Annotated in this window: 19 protein-coding genes; 6 read left to right on the forward strand and 13 right to left on the reverse strand. The window is 41.5% G+C overall.

Annotated features, from left to right (window positions below):
- Nucleotides 1-23: 23 nt before the first annotated feature.
- Nucleotides 24-917: a LysR family transcriptional regulator gene (locus GDK41_RS18920; protein WP_152088032.1), complete on the reverse strand. Its 894-nt coding sequence runs from the start codon at nt 915-917 to the stop codon at nt 24-26.
- A gap of 191 nt (nt 918-1,108) precedes the next feature.
- Between GDK41_RS18920 and GDK41_RS18925 the strand changes: the two genes are divergently transcribed.
- Nucleotides 1,109-1,633 carry a flavodoxin family protein gene (locus GDK41_RS18925; protein WP_152088033.1) on the forward strand — a complete coding sequence of 175 codons (525 nt, stop codon included), beginning with the start codon at nt 1,109-1,111 and terminating at the stop codon, nt 1,631-1,633.
- Nucleotides 1,634-1,821: 188 nt separating this feature from the next.
- Here the strand turns inward: GDK41_RS18925 and GDK41_RS18930 are convergent, their stop codons facing one another.
- Nucleotides 1,822-2,463 carry a DUF6058 family natural product biosynthesis protein gene (locus GDK41_RS18930; RefSeq protein ID WP_152088034.1) on the reverse strand — a complete coding sequence of 214 codons (642 nt, stop codon included), beginning with the start codon at nt 2,461-2,463 and terminating at the stop codon, nt 1,822-1,824.
- A 146-nt stretch (nt 2,464-2,609) separates the two neighbouring features.
- On the opposite strand from GDK41_RS18930, the gene GDK41_RS18935 reads away from it, so the two are divergent.
- The gene (locus tag GDK41_RS18935; RefSeq protein WP_152088035.1) at nt 2,610-3,197 is read left to right on the forward strand and encodes a DUF6151 family protein; all 588 of its coding nucleotides are present in this window, start codon (nt 2,610-2,612) and stop codon (nt 3,195-3,197) included.
- Here the strand turns inward: GDK41_RS18935 and GDK41_RS18940 are convergent.
- Nucleotides 3,194-3,619, reverse strand: coding sequence for a cupin domain-containing protein (locus GDK41_RS18940; RefSeq protein WP_152088036.1), 426 nt, complete (start codon nt 3,617-3,619; stop codon nt 3,194-3,196). The genes GDK41_RS18935 and GDK41_RS18940 overlap by 4 nt on opposite strands.
- A 271-nt stretch (nt 3,620-3,890) precedes the next feature.
- Here GDK41_RS18940 and GDK41_RS18945 point away from each other — a divergent pair, with 271 nt between their 5' ends.
- Nucleotides 3,891-4,307: a VOC family protein gene (locus tag GDK41_RS18945; RefSeq protein WP_152088037.1), complete on the forward strand. Its 417-nt coding sequence runs from the start codon at nt 3,891-3,893 to the stop codon at nt 4,305-4,307.
- 74 nt (nt 4,308-4,381) lie between these two features.
- On the opposite strand, the gene GDK41_RS18950 is transcribed toward GDK41_RS18945, so the two are convergent.
- The 3 genes from GDK41_RS18950 to ctlX form a co-directional block, all read right to left on the reverse strand.
- Complete coding sequence (locus GDK41_RS18950; protein ID WP_152088038.1) at nt 4,382-5,428, reverse strand: acyltransferase family protein; 1,047 nt, start codon at nt 5,426-5,428, stop codon at nt 4,382-4,384.
- Nucleotides 5,429-5,601: 173 nt separating this feature from the next.
- Nucleotides 5,602-7,017 (reverse strand): alanine/glycine:cation symporter family protein, encoded by a 1,416-nt coding sequence (locus GDK41_RS18955; protein ID WP_152088039.1) that lies wholly within the window; start codon nt 7,015-7,017, stop codon nt 5,602-5,604.
- A 32-nt stretch (nt 7,018-7,049) separates the two neighbouring features.
- Nucleotides 7,050-7,958 (reverse strand): citrulline utilization hydrolase CtlX, encoded by a 909-nt coding sequence (gene ctlX / locus GDK41_RS18960; RefSeq protein ID WP_152088040.1) that lies wholly within the window; start codon nt 7,956-7,958, stop codon nt 7,050-7,052.
- Nucleotides 7,959-8,220: 262 nt separating this feature from the next.
- Between ctlX and GDK41_RS18965 the strand changes: the two genes are divergently transcribed.
- Nucleotides 8,221-8,652 carry an Lrp/AsnC family transcriptional regulator gene (locus tag GDK41_RS18965; protein WP_152088041.1) on the forward strand — a complete coding sequence of 144 codons (432 nt, stop codon included), beginning with the start codon at nt 8,221-8,223 and terminating at the stop codon, nt 8,650-8,652.
- On the opposite strand, the gene GDK41_RS18970 is transcribed toward GDK41_RS18965, so the two are convergent.
- Together GDK41_RS18970 and GDK41_RS18975 are read right to left on the reverse strand one after the other, a co-directional pair.
- The gene (locus GDK41_RS18970) at nt 8,649-9,377 is read right to left on the reverse strand and encodes a substrate-binding periplasmic protein (RefSeq protein ID WP_152088042.1); all 729 of its coding nucleotides are present in this window, start codon (nt 9,375-9,377) and stop codon (nt 8,649-8,651) included. The two genes, GDK41_RS18965 and GDK41_RS18970, sit on opposite strands and share 4 nt — an antisense overlap.
- 85 nt (nt 9,378-9,462) lie before the next feature.
- Nucleotides 9,463-10,302: a DUF417 family protein gene (locus GDK41_RS18975; protein ID WP_152088043.1), complete on the reverse strand. Its 840-nt coding sequence runs from the start codon at nt 10,300-10,302 to the stop codon at nt 9,463-9,465.
- A gap of 188 nt (nt 10,303-10,490) precedes the next feature.
- Between GDK41_RS18975 and GDK41_RS18980 the strand changes: the two genes are divergently transcribed.
- On the forward strand, nt 10,491-11,330 hold the full coding sequence (locus GDK41_RS18980) for a trypsin-like serine protease (protein WP_152088044.1): 840 nt from the start codon (nt 10,491-10,493) through the stop codon (nt 11,328-11,330).
- 55 nt (nt 11,331-11,385) lie between these two features.
- Here the strand turns inward: GDK41_RS18980 and feoB are convergent, their stop codons facing one another.
- The 5 genes from feoB to GDK41_RS19005 all read right to left on the reverse strand — a co-directional run bounded on the left by feoB (nt 11,386) and on the right by GDK41_RS19005 (nt 15,596).
- A complete protein-coding gene (gene feoB / locus GDK41_RS18985) occupies nt 11,386-13,479 on the reverse strand; it encodes a ferrous iron transport protein B (RefSeq protein ID WP_152088045.1) in 2,094 nt (697 codons plus the stop codon).
- A gap of 9 nt (nt 13,480-13,488) precedes the next feature.
- On the reverse strand, nt 13,489-13,719 hold the full coding sequence (locus tag GDK41_RS18990) for a FeoA family protein (protein ID WP_152088046.1): 231 nt from the start codon (nt 13,717-13,719) through the stop codon (nt 13,489-13,491).
- Nucleotides 13,720-13,926: 207 nt separating this feature from the next.
- The gene (locus GDK41_RS18995) at nt 13,927-14,184 is read right to left on the reverse strand and encodes a DUF2999 family protein (RefSeq protein WP_152088047.1); all 258 of its coding nucleotides are present in this window, start codon (nt 14,182-14,184) and stop codon (nt 13,927-13,929) included.
- A gap of 102 nt (nt 14,185-14,286) precedes the next feature.
- Nucleotides 14,287-14,916 carry a LysE family translocator gene (locus GDK41_RS19000; RefSeq protein WP_152088048.1) on the reverse strand — a complete coding sequence of 210 codons (630 nt, stop codon included), beginning with the start codon at nt 14,914-14,916 and terminating at the stop codon, nt 14,287-14,289.
- A 104-nt stretch (nt 14,917-15,020) separates the two neighbouring features.
- Nucleotides 15,021-15,596, reverse strand: a complete 576-nt coding sequence (locus GDK41_RS19005; protein WP_152088049.1) for a GNAT family N-acetyltransferase — start codon at nt 15,594-15,596, stop codon at nt 15,021-15,023.
- 125 nt (nt 15,597-15,721) lie between these two features.
- Between GDK41_RS19005 and GDK41_RS19010 the strand changes: the two genes are divergently transcribed.
- Nucleotides 15,722-16,756: a tetratricopeptide repeat protein gene (locus tag GDK41_RS19010; RefSeq protein WP_152088050.1), complete on the forward strand. Its 1,035-nt coding sequence runs from the start codon at nt 15,722-15,724 to the stop codon at nt 16,754-16,756.
- Nucleotides 16,757-16,765: the final 9 nt, after the last annotated feature.

Genomic DNA, 16,765 nt, shown 5'->3' on the forward strand with positions numbered 1-16,765 from the left:
CCCAATTTGCGTTCAACAACATATCACTGTGCTTTAAGGTTTCTGCACTGCTCTCTTAATTTTTCGATAAAAGCTTGAGCCGCTAAACCAAGTCGATCACTATCTTGAAACACAAGATATAAGGCACTGGTGCGAGTTGCATTGTGGGTCAATGGTAAGCGCTTTAGGCGGCCACTATTTAGATGTTCAGTTATCGCACTTTCGGGTAGCCATGCAAAACCTAACCCTTCACAAATCATATCAATAGATGTTCGTAAGTGGCTCACTGTCCACCGCTGATTGGCCTCTAACCACCCTGAGTCGGAGCGTTTATTGTGTGCCGAATCTCGGATAACTATCTGTCGAAATGATTTTAGGTCTTCAAACGTCAAAGCCCGATTATACTGCTGTAGCGCATGAGCAGGACTGGATACAGCAACAAATTCAACACTACACAGTTGCTCACTGAATCCACCAGTCATACTTATGGGAGAAATCGCAATATCGGCCTCATTATTTTCAACCAACTCATGCGCACCGCTGAGTATTGACTCAAACAGCTCAATTCTCAGTAAAGGAAACTTCTCGGAGGTGGCATCAAGGGCTTGGTAAAGCAAATGCTTTGCGAAGACTTCGTCCACTGCAATACGCAATGATGTTTCGACACCTTTTGCCAATGTTTGTGCAACAGACTCTACCTTTTGCGCCTCATCTAGCAGGTAGTTGGCTCTGCGAAGTAACATTTTTCCTGCTTGTGTTAACCGCGTTTTTCGCCCTTCAATATAAAATACTTTCACCCCAAGCGATTGCTCTATCTTACTCACGGCGTTGTGAATACTAGACTGACTCTTATGTATGTGCTCTGCAGCTTGGTTAAACCCCCCATGCTCAGCCACCATACGAAACATTCGCCACTGCTCAAGAGTAATTCTTAGCATGATGCAGTAATTTCCTTTATATTTCATGTAGATACAAAGCTAGTAAAACACATTGATGTGGCTTGGTGAAAGGTTTTCTATACATATTTTTTAAACAAAAAGAAATTCAAATCAATAAACCACTTTACCTAAAGCTAAGTTGAGCTTTTAGGCTATTGCCGTTGTTAACCTCACATATTAAGGAACGAACAATGCGAAATACTGTAATTTTGTTTTCCAGCGCCAACGAAAACGGCAATACATATAAACTCGTCAGCCAAATCATGGCGCAATGCCGCCCGGAACAGGTCAAATTACTAACCTTAGACAACTTAAACTTTGCTGATTATAACTACGCTAATGCGTATCCTGAGGATGATTTTTACCAAGTCGCAGAGTCACTTGCTTGGGCCGATAATATTGTTTTTGCTTCTCCAGTTTATTGGCATAGCGTGAGTGCAAATATGAAACGCCTGATTGACCGTATGACTGAACTAACAGAAAACCCAACAATTAAACCAATTGGAAAAGCCCTAAAAGGCAAGCAAGGATATGTATTAACAACCTCTGCCCACGAGCAGGTTTGTGAGATATTTTCAGGCTTTTTCGACAAACTATTTGGCTACTTTGGCATTAACAATAGTGGGTTACTTCATGTGCCTTGTAACAATGGTTTTGCGTTAACCACAAACGCCCTTAATCAATTTACACAACATCTTCATAGTCAGAAAGCATAAGGGCTAACATTAAGTTACCGCTCACTTAAATTCTGAAACTAATTCAAAATAACGAGTAGAGCAGCACTGACCAGACCAATGAGGTAGACGACAGTGGCCAAAAAACATCTGTCGTCACCTAACGAAGGCCAAACTCTTAAGCTAGCAGCGTTAAATATTAAGTAACCCTTTTAAAATGGTGAATTAACTTACATTGGTGATACGAGTTGGTATTGCCTGCGAACCTCATCAACAAGACGATGGCGGGAACTGCGTTGGCGCTCATGTGGCGCAAAGCAAGCACTGGCCTTGTCAAGCAAATCAACTGCCTTTGTTAAAGCGCTAAGTTCATTAGCGCCAAGATTCTCATTACGAGTTAATTCATTAATTTGTGCAATAGCTAGCTCTTTAGCGGCAATATTTTCAGGTAAACCTGAGCGCGTACATAAACCATAGCTGCCCGATAAAAAGTGTTGCCACTCCGACTCTATATGTTCAGCAAGTTTAGTGCTTAGCTTTTCATCATTACATTGATAACCCTGAGCTTTTAAAGCATCCAACGTTTGCTGGTATCTTTGACTGAAGGCTTGATAAATAAATTCAGGATCAGCATTGGCTTGCACTATACCAAGCCAATATAAGTAGCCTTTGGCATAGTATTCACACTCAGTTTGCTCCTGATGATGACCAAAAAATGAGTTACAACTTAGGTGTAAGTTCAATACATAGGATGCCTTTGGCATCATTCCATTTAGTTGATATAGGCGCAGTTCCTGCTCACTGGCTCCTGATGCAGATAACAACTGTGATAAAGAAATAAAGTTATCGTTTAAATAATCTAGTAACTGCACTATTTGTTCCTTTTAATAGTAATACTCAATGTTGTCTGTTTCGTTTTGTGCCTCTTAACGCAAAGGCTTTACTTTGTGAAATAGGAGGATTAATTTGATAGTATTAACCAAGCTTGACTTTAGCATATAAATTAAAGGATTAAGGTATGGATCAGGCTATATCCACTAAGTTATCACTAAGTTGCCAGTGCAAAAAAATGCAAGCTTGTGTCGAACCGATTGCACCTAAACTGGCAAATCATCTCACCTGCTACTGTCGAGATTGCCAAAAATTTGCCGTTGCGCTTAATCGCGCAGATGACGTACTCAATGAATATGCAGGAACGACTATACTCCAAGTGCCTATCGCACATTTTAAGTTCCTCGAAGGCAAAGAGCATCTTGGCTGTTTAAGACTTACAAAAAAGGGCCTTTATCGCTGGTATGCAAAATGTTGTAACACGCCGATAGGCAATACACTCAATGGTGGATGGCCCTTTATCGGTATTATTCACAGCTTTATTGACGACAATAAGCTCGTTGAAAAAGCAGGAGTGGTAAAAGGGTCAGTTCATATAAAAGAAGCCTCTCGAGAAATACCTGTGCAGCGACTCGGTCCTTGTGGGCACACTCAGCTAGTGCTCGCCACCTTACAAAAGCTTGCACTTTGGAAACTACAGGGCAAACACAAACCTAGCGAGTTTTTTGATAACCATGGCCAACCTATCGTTACACCTCAAATCCAAGCACACTAATCGGTGTGCTTGATACTCAAGGGCTGCCCCTCTATGGCGGCATAAAAAACGATTAGCTCTACAGGAATATTGCCTTCATTTTTACCTTCGTGCCATTTATCTACTAACTCAACAATGGGATCTCCGGCTTGAAGTTTTAGTACCTCGCCGCGCTGCGAACGTACTGTCAACTCACCTGATAGCATCACTGCGGCATTAATCATAGGGTGCTTGTGCTTTTTAACCGTCGCGCCAGCAGGGATTGTTACTTTTAACATTGTTATCTGTGGCTGACCTCTAGGGTACGCAGGCAGCAAAGAACCATCCCAGCTTTTGGTACTTTTTGCGATCACTTCAAACGACACCGAAGCCTCTTGAGCTTGTGCATTCGAATTTGCTAAAAGCGCTGAGGTGATGCCCAAAATAAGATGTTTGTAGCGCATTTTTGTGCCTTCTATGTGAAATTTAATAGTGAATACGTGGTTTATCACACTATAACCAAAACCTACATTTCAAAACATAACAACATGCAGCCTACTCATCATAAAAAATGTAAGAAAGCTCTTTACCTAAAGCTAACTTGAGGTTTTAAAGTTAACTTAAATCAATAGGAGAGACCAAATGAAAACCATTCTAAACACTACAAATCGCGATCTTATTAAAAAGATCATGGAAGTTTTATCAGACACAATGAAAAATAAATAGGAGGCAAAAATGCGCTTAGAACATGTAAACTTAGTGGTATCTAATTTAGAAAAAGCTCTGCACTTTTATCAAGCGGCTTTTCCGCACTGGCGCATTCGAAGCAAGGGATCAGGGCAATGGTTCGCAAAGCCGCGAAATTGGGTACACTTTGGAGACGACTATAACTATATCGCCTTTAGCGACCACGGTGAAGGTAACAATCGTACACTTGAGGGTCATCAAGTCGGGCTTGCACACTTTGCATTTGAAGTAAAAAATATAAGCGCTTTAATCCACCGCCTTGTTGATGCAGGCTACCCTATCGATAAAAGTGGCAGCAATAACCCACACAGAAAAAACGTCTACTTCATTGACCCTGATGGGTTTGAAGTGGAGTTTGTAGAATACCTCAGCGATCTACCATTCGAACGCAATAACGATGATTAAACTGTAAAGGCGACATGTAGTATGTTTGTCGCCTTGTTGTTTGCAGCGCTCACTAATGTTCAATGCTCGTTTGATCAGGCTTGTTTTATGCCAGTAGACATAGCATGTCTCTGACGTGTGCTAGCGCGATTTCTAATCATTTTTGCTACTGGCTTTTCAAAAAAGTTAAAAGATAAATAAGCGACAAAAATACTCAACAGTAGTGACACTATTAGCTTTTGCTCGATAGACAGCGACAGTGTATTTACCATTTCAATAATTGGCATATGTAGCAAATACAGTGAGTAAGATATTTTACCTAAAAAGTCGCCAAGTTTATTTGCCAGCAAAATATTGTTATCTGGCACTAAAAATACAATACAGAAAAACACGGTAGCCATTACGAACAAGACCTCGTAACTTAGCCACATTCTATTTTTAGCGTCTGAAGTGATGGGTGAAAACTCAGGATACATCAAGGGAATTAAGCACAAAGCCAACACAAACCAATGACTGCGTAAATAGGCTGGTATTTTTAGCTGTTTATAATGCAGCCCAAAAATGACCCCAATGAAGAAAAACGGCAGTGTTCTCAAAATACTAAAAAGATTGTATGGAATACCGTAAAAATCGCCAAATATCTTCGGAAAGTTTGTGAAAAACAGCACTAACATAACCACCACGACTGCGGCATAAATATAGCCTTTTCGGTGTTGCGAAAACGACCATAGCAACGTAAATATTAGATAAAAATGAATTTCAGGCGGAATAGACCAAAGTACGCTCTCACCATAAACAAACAACAAGTGCCCAATAACCGTATTAAAGTCGGCAATGTTATAAAGAGTGTTTTTTTCGGCTTGTGTTAAAAAATAAGATGCAAACACAATCACTAAATAAAGGGGTATAACTCGTCCTATTCTCGCCAAAAAATAGTCTGTTATGTTTTGTTTATTACACGGCTTATCTAAATACAAGTGTGCCATTAAAAAGCCACTCAGAAAAAAGAACAACATCACGCCATAAGCGCCAGAACCGCCGCCTAAAGCACCGCCAAGCCAGTTGGTAATATCACTAAAATGAGTGAAAAAAACGATAAGTGCAGCGAGTGCCCTAAGTGTATTTAATTTCCTTATCTGCATGCAAAAAACCTAATTCCTAATTATCTAACCTCAGGCTAATGCAACCGTTTAGACGACTCTCGTCGGTGTATTCACTTGTAATAACCTAATATTTCTGCAACAACAGTACCTTATTTCATAAAAAATACAATCAGTATCGGTGATAAACGAATTACGGATTCCCTTAAAAAACACTAGGATGACTTATCCCATATGCCTGGTTCACACTGCCCTTGAATAGCCACTTGCTTGGCGTTAAATTCAGGTTCTTTGCCTTGTTTTCTTTGTGTGTTGTAATCTTTATTTACAGCCACTATGGTCGGAGTTAATTGAATAATGGCAAAAATATTGACCAACGTCATTAAACCCAACGCCATGTCTGCCAAGCTCCATACTTCTTTTAAAGTCGCCGTAGCGCCCCACAACATCATGCCCAAATACATTGCGGTGTATATACTGCGACCTACTTTGTTATCAAGCTTAAACAAGTGTAAATTACTCTCTGCATATGCAAAATTGGCAACCACCGAGGTAAACGCAAATAACGTAATGGCACCAGCTACAAAATAAACACCGCCCTGTGCTAAGTGGGCTGTCATGGCATTTTGCGTTAAGCGGATCCCCTCCATTTCGCCGCTAATATCAACATCTGCAAGTAAAATGATCACTGCGGTGCAGCTGCAAAGTACGATGGTATCAAAGAATACCCCGAGCATTTGAATATAACCTTGCGTAACGGGGTGATTGGGTATTGGACTGGCAGCGCCGGATGCATGAGGCACGCTCCCCGCCCCCGCTTCATTGGAATACAAGCCGCGCTGAATACCATTTTTAATCGCCGCCCCCATGGCGCCAGCGCCGGCTTCTTGCAAGCCAAACGCTGAAAGAAGAATATCTTCTAGCATGGCTGGCACATGCTTAAAATTAATGAATGTAATTAATACCGCTGCCGACACAAACAGTATGCCCATGATAGGCATTACCCGCTCAGCAAACCGCGCGATTGCTTTAAAGCCGCCCATTATAATGGAGCCTGCCAGCACCGTGATCACCATGCCGGAGTATAAAGGTGGAATATCAAAGGCAAAAGATAATGCATCGGTTATCGTATTCGTTTGCATTGCACTAAAGCTAAAGCCGTATCCCAAGAACAAACAAACGGCAAACGCGATAGCCAACCATCGTTTATTTAGACCGAGTTGAATATAATAAGCGGGCCCACCACGAAACTCACCTTCACTATCACGCACTTTGTATACTTGGCCAAGCACACTTTCAGCAAACCCTGTGGCCATACCCAATAGCGCTATCACCCACATCCAAAAAATAGCGCCGCTACCACCAAGAGAAATAGCCACAGCAACCCCGGCTAAATTGCCCGTGCCAACACGAGCAGATAAACCGGTACATAAAGCTTGAAAGGAACTCACCTTTTCTTTATCGGCGTTGCCACTGCTCTTTAAAAGCTTGAACATGTGCGTAAATTGGCGTAATTGAATGAGCCCTAAACGAGCAGAAAACCACACACCGGCAAACAACAAAATATAGATAAGTAATTGGCCATCTCCCCATAATAGGCCGTTAATACTCGCAATGACTTCATTGACCATGCCGAACTCCTCTTACGCACTTGCGTGCTTTATTATCGTTTTTGTAAGTGCACGCCACCTAGCATACAGCGTATCGAACCACCAGCCGATTCCAACGTTGGAATACTCATTGGTAACAAGCTTGCAGAGCGCTCTATGGTATGTTTTTGCTCATCACTCAATGCATCAAAAGCGGTTTGAGACAAAGCTAAAATTCGCCCTTGCTCACCTTGCAACTCTAACGCATTACCGCAAAAATGAGCTACCTGGGCATTAGAAAGTCGGATCACAGCCTTATTTTGCTGTTTAAAGTGCGCAAGTAATGCCGACTGTTGTTCTTTAGGTACCATATCTAAACCTATCATCACAAATTCTGTGGCAACACACATTAAAACGTTGGTGTGATATACCGCCACCTTTTGTTCATCAAATGCATTAAATACATGTGCTTGATAGCCGAGCTGCTGACAAACTTTTTCAACCAACTTAGCACATGTACGTTTTGACTCAACCGCAAAGGCAATTTTATGAATATGATCCATCACCATTGAGCCGGTGCCTTCTAAAAATAAATGACTCTGCGCCAACTTGCTCAAGTCAGTAATAGACTCAACATAATAGTGCTGCTTTAAAAACTCCACGATATCCAAGCGGCGTTCAGCGCGACGATTGGGTGCATACATTGGATAAGTAACAAGTTGCCCATCACTGTGTGTTGAAAACCAATTATTTGGAAACACAGAATCTGGCGTTAAGCGACTTTCATCTTCAAATAAATGCACTTCTACACCAGCATTTTTCAGTGTATCAGCAACATAAGTTACTTCTTTATAAGCCAATTCACTGGCATGAACGCTTTGCGCCTCCACTTGGTAGGCGTTGTCCTGCATAGTTTGTGGATTGGATACAAAATGATGTGGGCGGATCATCACTACAGCATTGGGGGTTTGTAATGCGCTCATACTGTAACCTTACTGCCGAATGATAAAGTGATCTGTGAACACGACTTATCGTTGCTGTGCTCAATAATAAATGTGAAAGGCTGCATAACCCCTCCAATAGTGTTGTCATAATGTCTGCGTTACTATAACGAGCAAAAGCTTTAGTTAAAATGGCAAAAAGCAATACAATAAGCGTAATTATTTATCATTATTAACAGTCAAATTGTACAATCTGATAATTCACTGGTATTTTTAGCGTAGATTTCTTTATTTTAGTCTTAGTATGCAACCCTACCTTTATGACACATTAGACAAAGCATTAATTGCTGCACTTCGAAAAGATGGCCGAGCATCGATATCCACCCTTGCCGAGCTACTTAATGTATCTCGCGGTACAGTTCAAAACCGTTTAGACAGACTAGTAAGCTGCGGTGCAATTCTTGGTTTCACCGTAAGAGTGCATGAAGAAATAGACAGTGATGCGGTGCGAGCAGTGATGATGATTGAAGTGGTGGGCCACTCAACGTCGCAGGTTATTCAAAAACTTAAAGGTATTCCAGAACTTACAAGAATTCACACCACCAACGGCGCTTGGGACCTAATTGCTGAAATAAAAGCGGCAAACCTCGGAGCGTTCGATGGCGTATTGAGAGAGGTAAGAGAAATAAAAGGTATATTAAATAGCGAAACCAGCATCATGCTATCATCAACTTAGTGCTGATAATCAGTATACTTCTTATAAATGGTGTCAATTTCGTTGTTGTTTATCATTGTTGTTAACGCCGTATTAAGCTGCTCTTTTAACTCAATTAAATGTGGCTGAAGGCGCATCGAAACTTGAGCTGTTTCTATTGTGTAAGCGTCTTTAAACTGTCTGTATTTGGGGTTATTGGCCATGTAATAATGTGCGGTGTCTTTACCTATTAATACATAGTCTAAGCGGCCGTAGGCCAGTTGCCCCAACAACTCTTTTTCAGAAATATTGTCATATACAATCAATTTATCCTCACCAAAATGACGCTCAAAAGGGCCATATCGATAGCCTCTCACACGCCCAACCAAGCTCCCATATGCTTGACTAACTACCTCAAGTGTATTGCTATGGTTAGCCAGTAAAATTTCTACAGACTTAGCATATGAGAGAGTATAAATACCGGGTACCTTTTGATGTGCGCGCCATTGCCAGCTGACTCCCGGTTCAATGTCAACTTGCCCAGTATCAAAAAAGCGCTGTCCTCGCGCCACGGAAGTTGCGACAAACTCAAACTCATGCCCTGTTAGTTGTGCCAGCCGTGCAAAAATATCAGCAAAAATACCCACTACTTTGTCGTTTTCCTTGAAGCTATATGGGGGATTAGCGCCATGATAAACCAGCACGGTATATTTTTGAGCAAAAGCGGAAGAAGCTATCAACAGCAGTAACAAAAGCCATACTTTCACCGTAACCTCACCCTCATACTATAACCAGCTTCTCATTTAGTTATAGCATTGCGGACAATTTATGTACAAAAGTAGCTATTAGAGATCACGCTTTTTTACTGTTAAGTTGTAGGGTGTAGTTTAATATCACCAATAAATTAGCGATAAACCATAGGTCTTTAATAACAAATTGCCCAAGTCCGCTCAGCAGGGTTTGTGCACTAAATGCACCTTGCGCTGTAAATAAAAACGTTTGTGTCATTACAAATACTGCGCTGCACCCTAACATTGCAATTATGAGTAGCTCAGAGCGCCTTATTTTTAGAGCAACTCCAAGTAATACAGCAAACAAAATGTCGTAACTGCCAATCAAGTTTGACGCCCACTGCACAGAAAATAGCTCATACAACCAAAACATAAATGGTGAGGTACTTACCAAAGATACGATACCTTTTGCCTCAAACTCATAGAACTTTAGGCCTCCTATCCATATTAAAACCATAGCGACAGGTAAATAGTTAAACCATGCCAGTTGCGTAAGCGACAATCGCGATGAAAAAAGCGCCAATGCCAAAGGAATAAGCGCTGCATATTTGATCACCCCTTGGCCCGAGCCTAAGATTGGAAATCCACCTAAGCTTTCGATATAACGGCTAGCATCAAACAAGGTGAGTAAAGGAAGTACAGCGACGACCAGTACGAGGCCAAAACTCAACATGGATAACTTTTGCTTATTTGCAACTATCACTAATACTGAGGCTAGCAGCATTAAGCTACCAAACAACACGCCAAAATAGTGCGCAGATATCCAACTTCCCAATTTGAAAAAACCTACCATGGTCGTCATTTCTCTTTCGCTACCATTGAAAAGTAATGACAACCCAAGTAACACAAAGCTTAAGCATACACACACTCTGGTTGTTAGATTTATATAGTTTAGATTCATTGATCATCTCATTTCACATACTTGACTGTTGTAGACCGAGTGAATGTACTTTTATATTCACTTTATCCATCACAAATGATTAAGATTAGGTGTTACTGGCAAATCGTGCCAAATGCACACTATGACTTTTACGGCTTTAATCGTTACTGTAATTAAGATAAGAATGAGACAACATGAGGGCTATTTTTATGATCAAAACGCTTATACTGACCTTAATGGTATTAAGTATTCCCTGTCATGCGATTGTTACGCGCCATGACATTGCCAGTGAGCGATACCTTGCAGAGCCTTCAGATTTTAAACCCTTAGCGACATTTTACATTGATGGTGCCCACGGCACTTTAATAAAACCACAGTGGGTAATAACCGCCGCGCATGCGACTTTTTGTCTTGGCGCTGGCAAAAATATATCGATAAACAAGAAATTACACCAAGTCGAACAAGTATTTATACACAATAAATACGCTCCTGGACAAAGCCATGACATTGCATTGGTAAAGTTAACAACCCCTGTAAATGACATTCGACCTGCAACCCCGTACAAGCAGACAAATGAAAACAATCAGTCAATTTGGTTTATAGGAATTGGAGGCACAGGTAATGGCCTGACAGGCCAAACTATAGACAATTTTGAAAACAAAGGCATATTAAGAAAAGCTCAAAATAAAGTAGAGCAAGCTATCGGCCCATTGCTAAAGTTCAAGTTCGATAAAGGAGATACAGCGCTTCCTCTTGAAGGTGTATCTGGAGGTGGCGACAGCGGAGGACCGGCCTATTTGATTGATGAACATGGCGAGCTTCACATTTTAGGAATCAGCTCTAGATTCAAAGGTTCTGCAATAGGTAAGTATGGCATCACTGAAATCTACACTCGGGTATCTTATTTTCATCAATGGATTAATTACATCATCAACGGTGACACAAAAGAACGTAATCAAATATCAACAACCATACTGAGTCATCTTCCTGCAGGACTCACGACGGCGCTGTTACCCACCGTATGTAAGGACATTAATTTAAAGCCGTGAATAATTGCCTAAGTTCGGTAAGTTAGCCAGCAGACAAACTGCTGGCTAATCGTTATCAACTCAAATTAATTTGATATGTGGGCGGTTTGTTTAATTGTTTGCCAAGCCCTCTTAAGCCAAACCACCAAGCAAAAGCAATTACCCCCATTACCGCAAGCCAGGTACTGGCAAACAGTGGCTGCTGAGCAAAGTTTGCGAGCTGATAAATACTGGTTGATAAAATATATGCTAATGAGGTTGTCCAACCAATTACCAGCCACATCCAGCGTGCGCCAGACTCCCTTTTAACAGCCCCTAATACAGCCACGCAGGGGGTATACAACAAAATTAAGACAAGGTAGCTAAATGCGCCAAGCTGACCATTAAATTGACTTGCCATTTGCGTTAACAGTGCATTGCTGTTTGCATCTTGCTCATCTAGTGCACCTAAACCTAATGGATCGCCCAAGTTACCTAATAAATCTATAAAGTTACTAGGGATTGTGCCAAGCGCTTCAACAGTTGCATTAGTCAGTGAATATTCGGTTGTTTGTTGCTCTTCACCAATATATAGCGCGTCGAGTGTGCCCACAATCGCTTCTTTGGCGAACAGGCCTGTGACAATACCCACTGTTGCAGGCCAATTATCTTCTTCAATGCCCAAAGGTTTAAAAGCAGGTGTGACAACCTGTGCCGCTTTTGCAAGCAATGAACGGTCGGTATTTTCATTCCCAAAACTACCATCTGTGCCAATCGAATTAAGCATACTCAACAACATCACTACCATTACGATGGTTTTACCAGCGCGCGCGATAAAACCTTTTAAACGGTGCCAAGTTGTTAGCCAAATATTACGCCATACAGGTAGGTGATATGCAGGCATTTCTGTATATGAAGGGGTTTTCTCACCCGTGAAAACCAGCTTGCGGAATATAAAACCACTGCCAACCGCAACAACAATACCCAGTAAGTACAAAGCAAAGACGATATTTGCGCCATTAGTTGGAAAAAACGCAGCTGCAAATAAAGCGTATACAGTGAGCCGAGCACCACACGACATAAAAGGCGCCATGATTATTGTTAGTAACCTATCAGACTCACGGTTCATGGTACGGGCCGACATCACCGCGGGTACGTTACAACCAAAACCAACAATTAAGGGCACAAATGCATTACCGGGCAAGCCAATAGATGACATTAAACGGTCAATCACAAATGCTGCACGAGACAAATAGCCACTGTCTTCAAGTAGCGACAAACACAAATACAACACCCCAATAACAGGAATAAATGTTGCTACTAATTGCACACCAGCACCAAAGCCATCGGCTAACAACACACTTAACCACTGAGGAGCACCAATGCCGCCAAGTACTTCTTTAACCCCGTCAATCAACAAGGCACCGACAAAAATATCAAAAAAATCGATAAATACCGCGCCAAAATTAACCGCAATGGTAAACATCAAATACATCATCGCTAAGAAGATGGGCACGCCTAAAAACCGATTAAGTACAATCTTATCGATGGAATCGGTGATGTCTGAGCGTTTGGGAGAAATTATATTCACCCCTTGGGTCAGGCTACGTACCCTTTTATAACGCGCAACAGTTTCTGAGACTGGGTCGTGCGATTCACCTTGCTGCTTTGTTGTTACATCAACCTTTGGCTTGCTCTTAGAGGCATCATCACAAAGTGCTTGTTTGAGTGAATCAACCCCTTTGCCCGTTGAACCAACCACCTCGATAACAGGCAAGTTCAAACGCTCACCTAACAGCTGGACATCTAACGATTTGCCGCGCTGGGTTGCCACATCCACCATGTTGGCCACCACTATTATAGGCGTACCGAGCTCTTGTAGCTGAGTTGTCAGCACCAAATTTCGCTCTAAGTTAGATGCATCAACAATGTTAATGATTAAATCGGCCTTACCTTGGCGTAAAAAATCAATGGCGATTTGTTCATCTTGCCCGGGCTCTATTTGCTCAACACTGTAAAGGCCGGGCAAATCAATAAGCTCAATATCTAACCCTGAGGGCAAACTACATTGACCTACTTTTTGTTCAACCGTAACCCCGGGCCAATTACCAACTTTTTGTTTAGAGCCTGTTAAGCGATTAAATAATGTTGTTTTACCACAATTAGGGTTACCCACTAATGCTACTTTCATCTGCACCCCCTAACTGTTTGCTGTTATCGAAATTAAACTTGCATCCGCTTTACGAACACTTACCAGTGTGTCACCCACTTTCACCTGCAATGGGCACCCCATAGGTGCAACGTTCATCAGTTCAATCAACTCTCCAGGCACCAATCCTAGGGCCATGATACGACTAGCAAGTGCAACATCTTGATGCTCAAGCGCAGTAATTAAGGCTTTTTGTCTTAGTTTTAAATCGTTTAATGTCATAGCTTATACGCTTACTGCAATTAACAATAATTCCTATTACCATTTTTATGCATGATAACTCAGAGCCAAAGTTAAGAAAAGTACCGCTATACGAATAACAGTAAATCAGTGTGTTATAGCATTCTGTAATGTGAAAAAGAGTTTAGGGCACAATTTGGAAGGGTTGCGGGAGCAAGCGCTCACCGCAAAACAATAGGTGAAATGAAATCACTGCTGTTGGTTAAGCTTTTCTTTTGCTTGCTCTACTTTTGAAAAGTCTAAGCCTAGTTCGTCAACCGCTTCTTTGATAAGCGCAGGGTTTTGCATTACGAGCCCCATAAGCTGCTGTAGCTTGTCTTGCGGGATCCCGAGTTGTGTTATCACGCCCATCGCCATCATCGGGTTGTCAGTTAAAGTTTGAAACAACTCCTTTATCTGCACATCACTTATATTATGCTCTTTTAAAATCGCTAAAATAGGGTTCATTGTTATACCTTTTATACTTTGATAATACGCCCTTACTTTATGCTAAGAGCAAGGGATAATATGGTTAGTATGTGGTGGCGACAGCGCACATTTTCAAGCGTATTATCTTTGACGCATAAAAGCGACCGCCAGCCCAGACGACACAAAAGTTAACCCTGCACCGGTATTTAACGCCGCTACAACCTTAGGTTTTGTTGACAACCATGTAGTTAAGGTAGAAGCAAAAACGCCCATTAACGCAAAACCTAGTGCCGTCAGCACAGCAAACCATATGCCAAAACCAACCATTTGCGCACTCACAGAGCTCAAAGCGGGGTTAACAAACTGTGGAATAAACGCCAATACGAACAACCCAGGTTTTGGATTAAGTGCCGCTGATAAAAAACCAGTCACAAAAATAGTACGCAATGACTGCTTAGGTACAGTATGCGCTAAGCTGAATAAACTTTTACTTCTTAGCACCTTGATACCCAGCCATATTAAATAGCCCGCACCAACAAATTTAACAACATAAAATGCCACTTCAGAGGTTTGCAGTAAAACCGTTAAACCCAATGTTGCCGTAATAACATGAAACAAAATCCCAGCCCCAGATGAGAGCCCAGAAACTATTGCGGCTAACCGACCCTGACTCAGGCCTCTACCAATAGCCAATAAGTTATCTGGTCCAGGAGAAATCACCAATAAGATGCATGCCAACGTATAGGCAAGCACTGTGTCGAACGCGATCATTACTCTTCCTTTATATTTATCGTTAATTTCACATAGACCAATACAGGAACAAACAAGTTCAAAACGAATACATATTAACTAACTGATCATGATGATGAGTCAGCTTAAAGCCTGTGAAACAAATTATTGCGTACTGCAGGCCATTCACTAGCAATGATTGAATAAACCGCAGTATCTCGCAACGATCCATCTGGCATAATTTGGTGAGCCCGCAGTACTCCATCCAATTTAGCACCCAGTCGTTCAATTGCATTGCGAGAGGGGAGATTAAAAAAATGTGTTTTAAACTCAACTGCAATAGCACCATAGGTTTCAAAAATATTTTGCAGCAACAATAATTTTGCTTCTGTATTAATTGCTGTTCGACGTGCTCTATTGGCATACCACGTGTAACCAATGGCTGCCCTCTTATTACTACTATCTACCTGATAGTAACGAGTTGTGCCGACTACCCGACCAGACGCATTATTGATCACAGCAAAAGCAACACCCCCTTTTTCGGCCTTCATCATCGCGCGCTCTACATATTCTTTCATTTGCTCAGGTGTGGGCACATTGGCATACCAAAGTGTCCATAGTTCGCCATCTGCCACTGCACTTTGTAAACCTTCAACATGACTTAGGTTCAACGGTTCCAATGTGACATGGCGGCCATTAAGCGGTTCATTTTTTATCCACATTATTGTTATTTCCTTTATGATCTTTTATTCGGTGATACACTGCATTAAAATTCGTTACCGTGAACAGGCTGCTTTGCCTGTTGGTTTTTGCCTAGGTGGGTACGTCATTAACCGCAGGAGAGAGTGTGCTGCCAAATATTGCTATTTTAATTGCCCTTTTGCAAGGCGTGCCGCCCGATCTCGCGGAACTAAAATCACAGTTTATGCTAGAGCCTCATGAGCTCGCTCAGCGTTACTATGCACATACCTCTCTGCCGGCCAATACGGGCTCAGCACAGTTTTATCAATTAACGTTAAGGGCTGCTATCGTCAGCAACCAACCCAAACTGGCCAATGATATTGCCCTTAAGCTTGCTCAACCACTTTGGCAATCTCACATTGAAAATCATCATGCCAAATTGGTGAGCAATCTGGGCGTGCTACTGAGAATAAATGGCCACTATGAAGATGCAATGAGAGCATACCAATGTGCACTCGCGCTAAATAATGGCGACAAAAGCTTTAGCTTTCATACTTTACTCAACCTACAATCTGCCATGGTTCATGCTAAACAATACAACAAAGCAAAGGCAATTTTAGATAAGGCAGCCAAATTAGCCGTAAATGAGCAACAACATTTAAGAGTCAAAATCAATTTAGCGAATCATTATCTTGATACCAATAACCTAAAAGAAGCAAAGGCCTTATTTAAAGCGCTTTATCGAGATCTAAGTTTGGCAGGTGAAACAGAAACAGCAGCACGTATAGGTTTAAACTTACTCAATACAGAGATATTATTAGCAGATTACTCGCAATTTTGGCGCTACCAAAACTCTGTTAGACAAACCATTTTTTCTATTGCGGGTAGTAATCACCATTACTACTACCACTTTGTGTTGATGCGTGCATTTGTCAACGCTATGCAGGCACCCAATAATACTCAGTACAAACGCTTTGCATACGCCATAGAACATGGAAGCTTTTTGTTTGAATATGGCCAGCAAGAATCCATTGAGCAATACGTCAATATACTAGATGTACCTTGGATCTCGTCACAGTTTTCAGAGCAAGTTTTTGAATATAAAAGAATAAGACCAAAAAAAGTCGTCCAGATGGATTTGCTAGAACAGCATTGTAGTACACAAGAAGTAGCTCATAGTCGCACTAAGCTACTTCAATAAGTACCCGTT

The organism is Pseudoalteromonas sp. A25 (assembly GCF_009176705.1).
Lineage (GTDB): Bacteria > Pseudomonadota > Gammaproteobacteria > Enterobacterales > Alteromonadaceae > Pseudoalteromonas.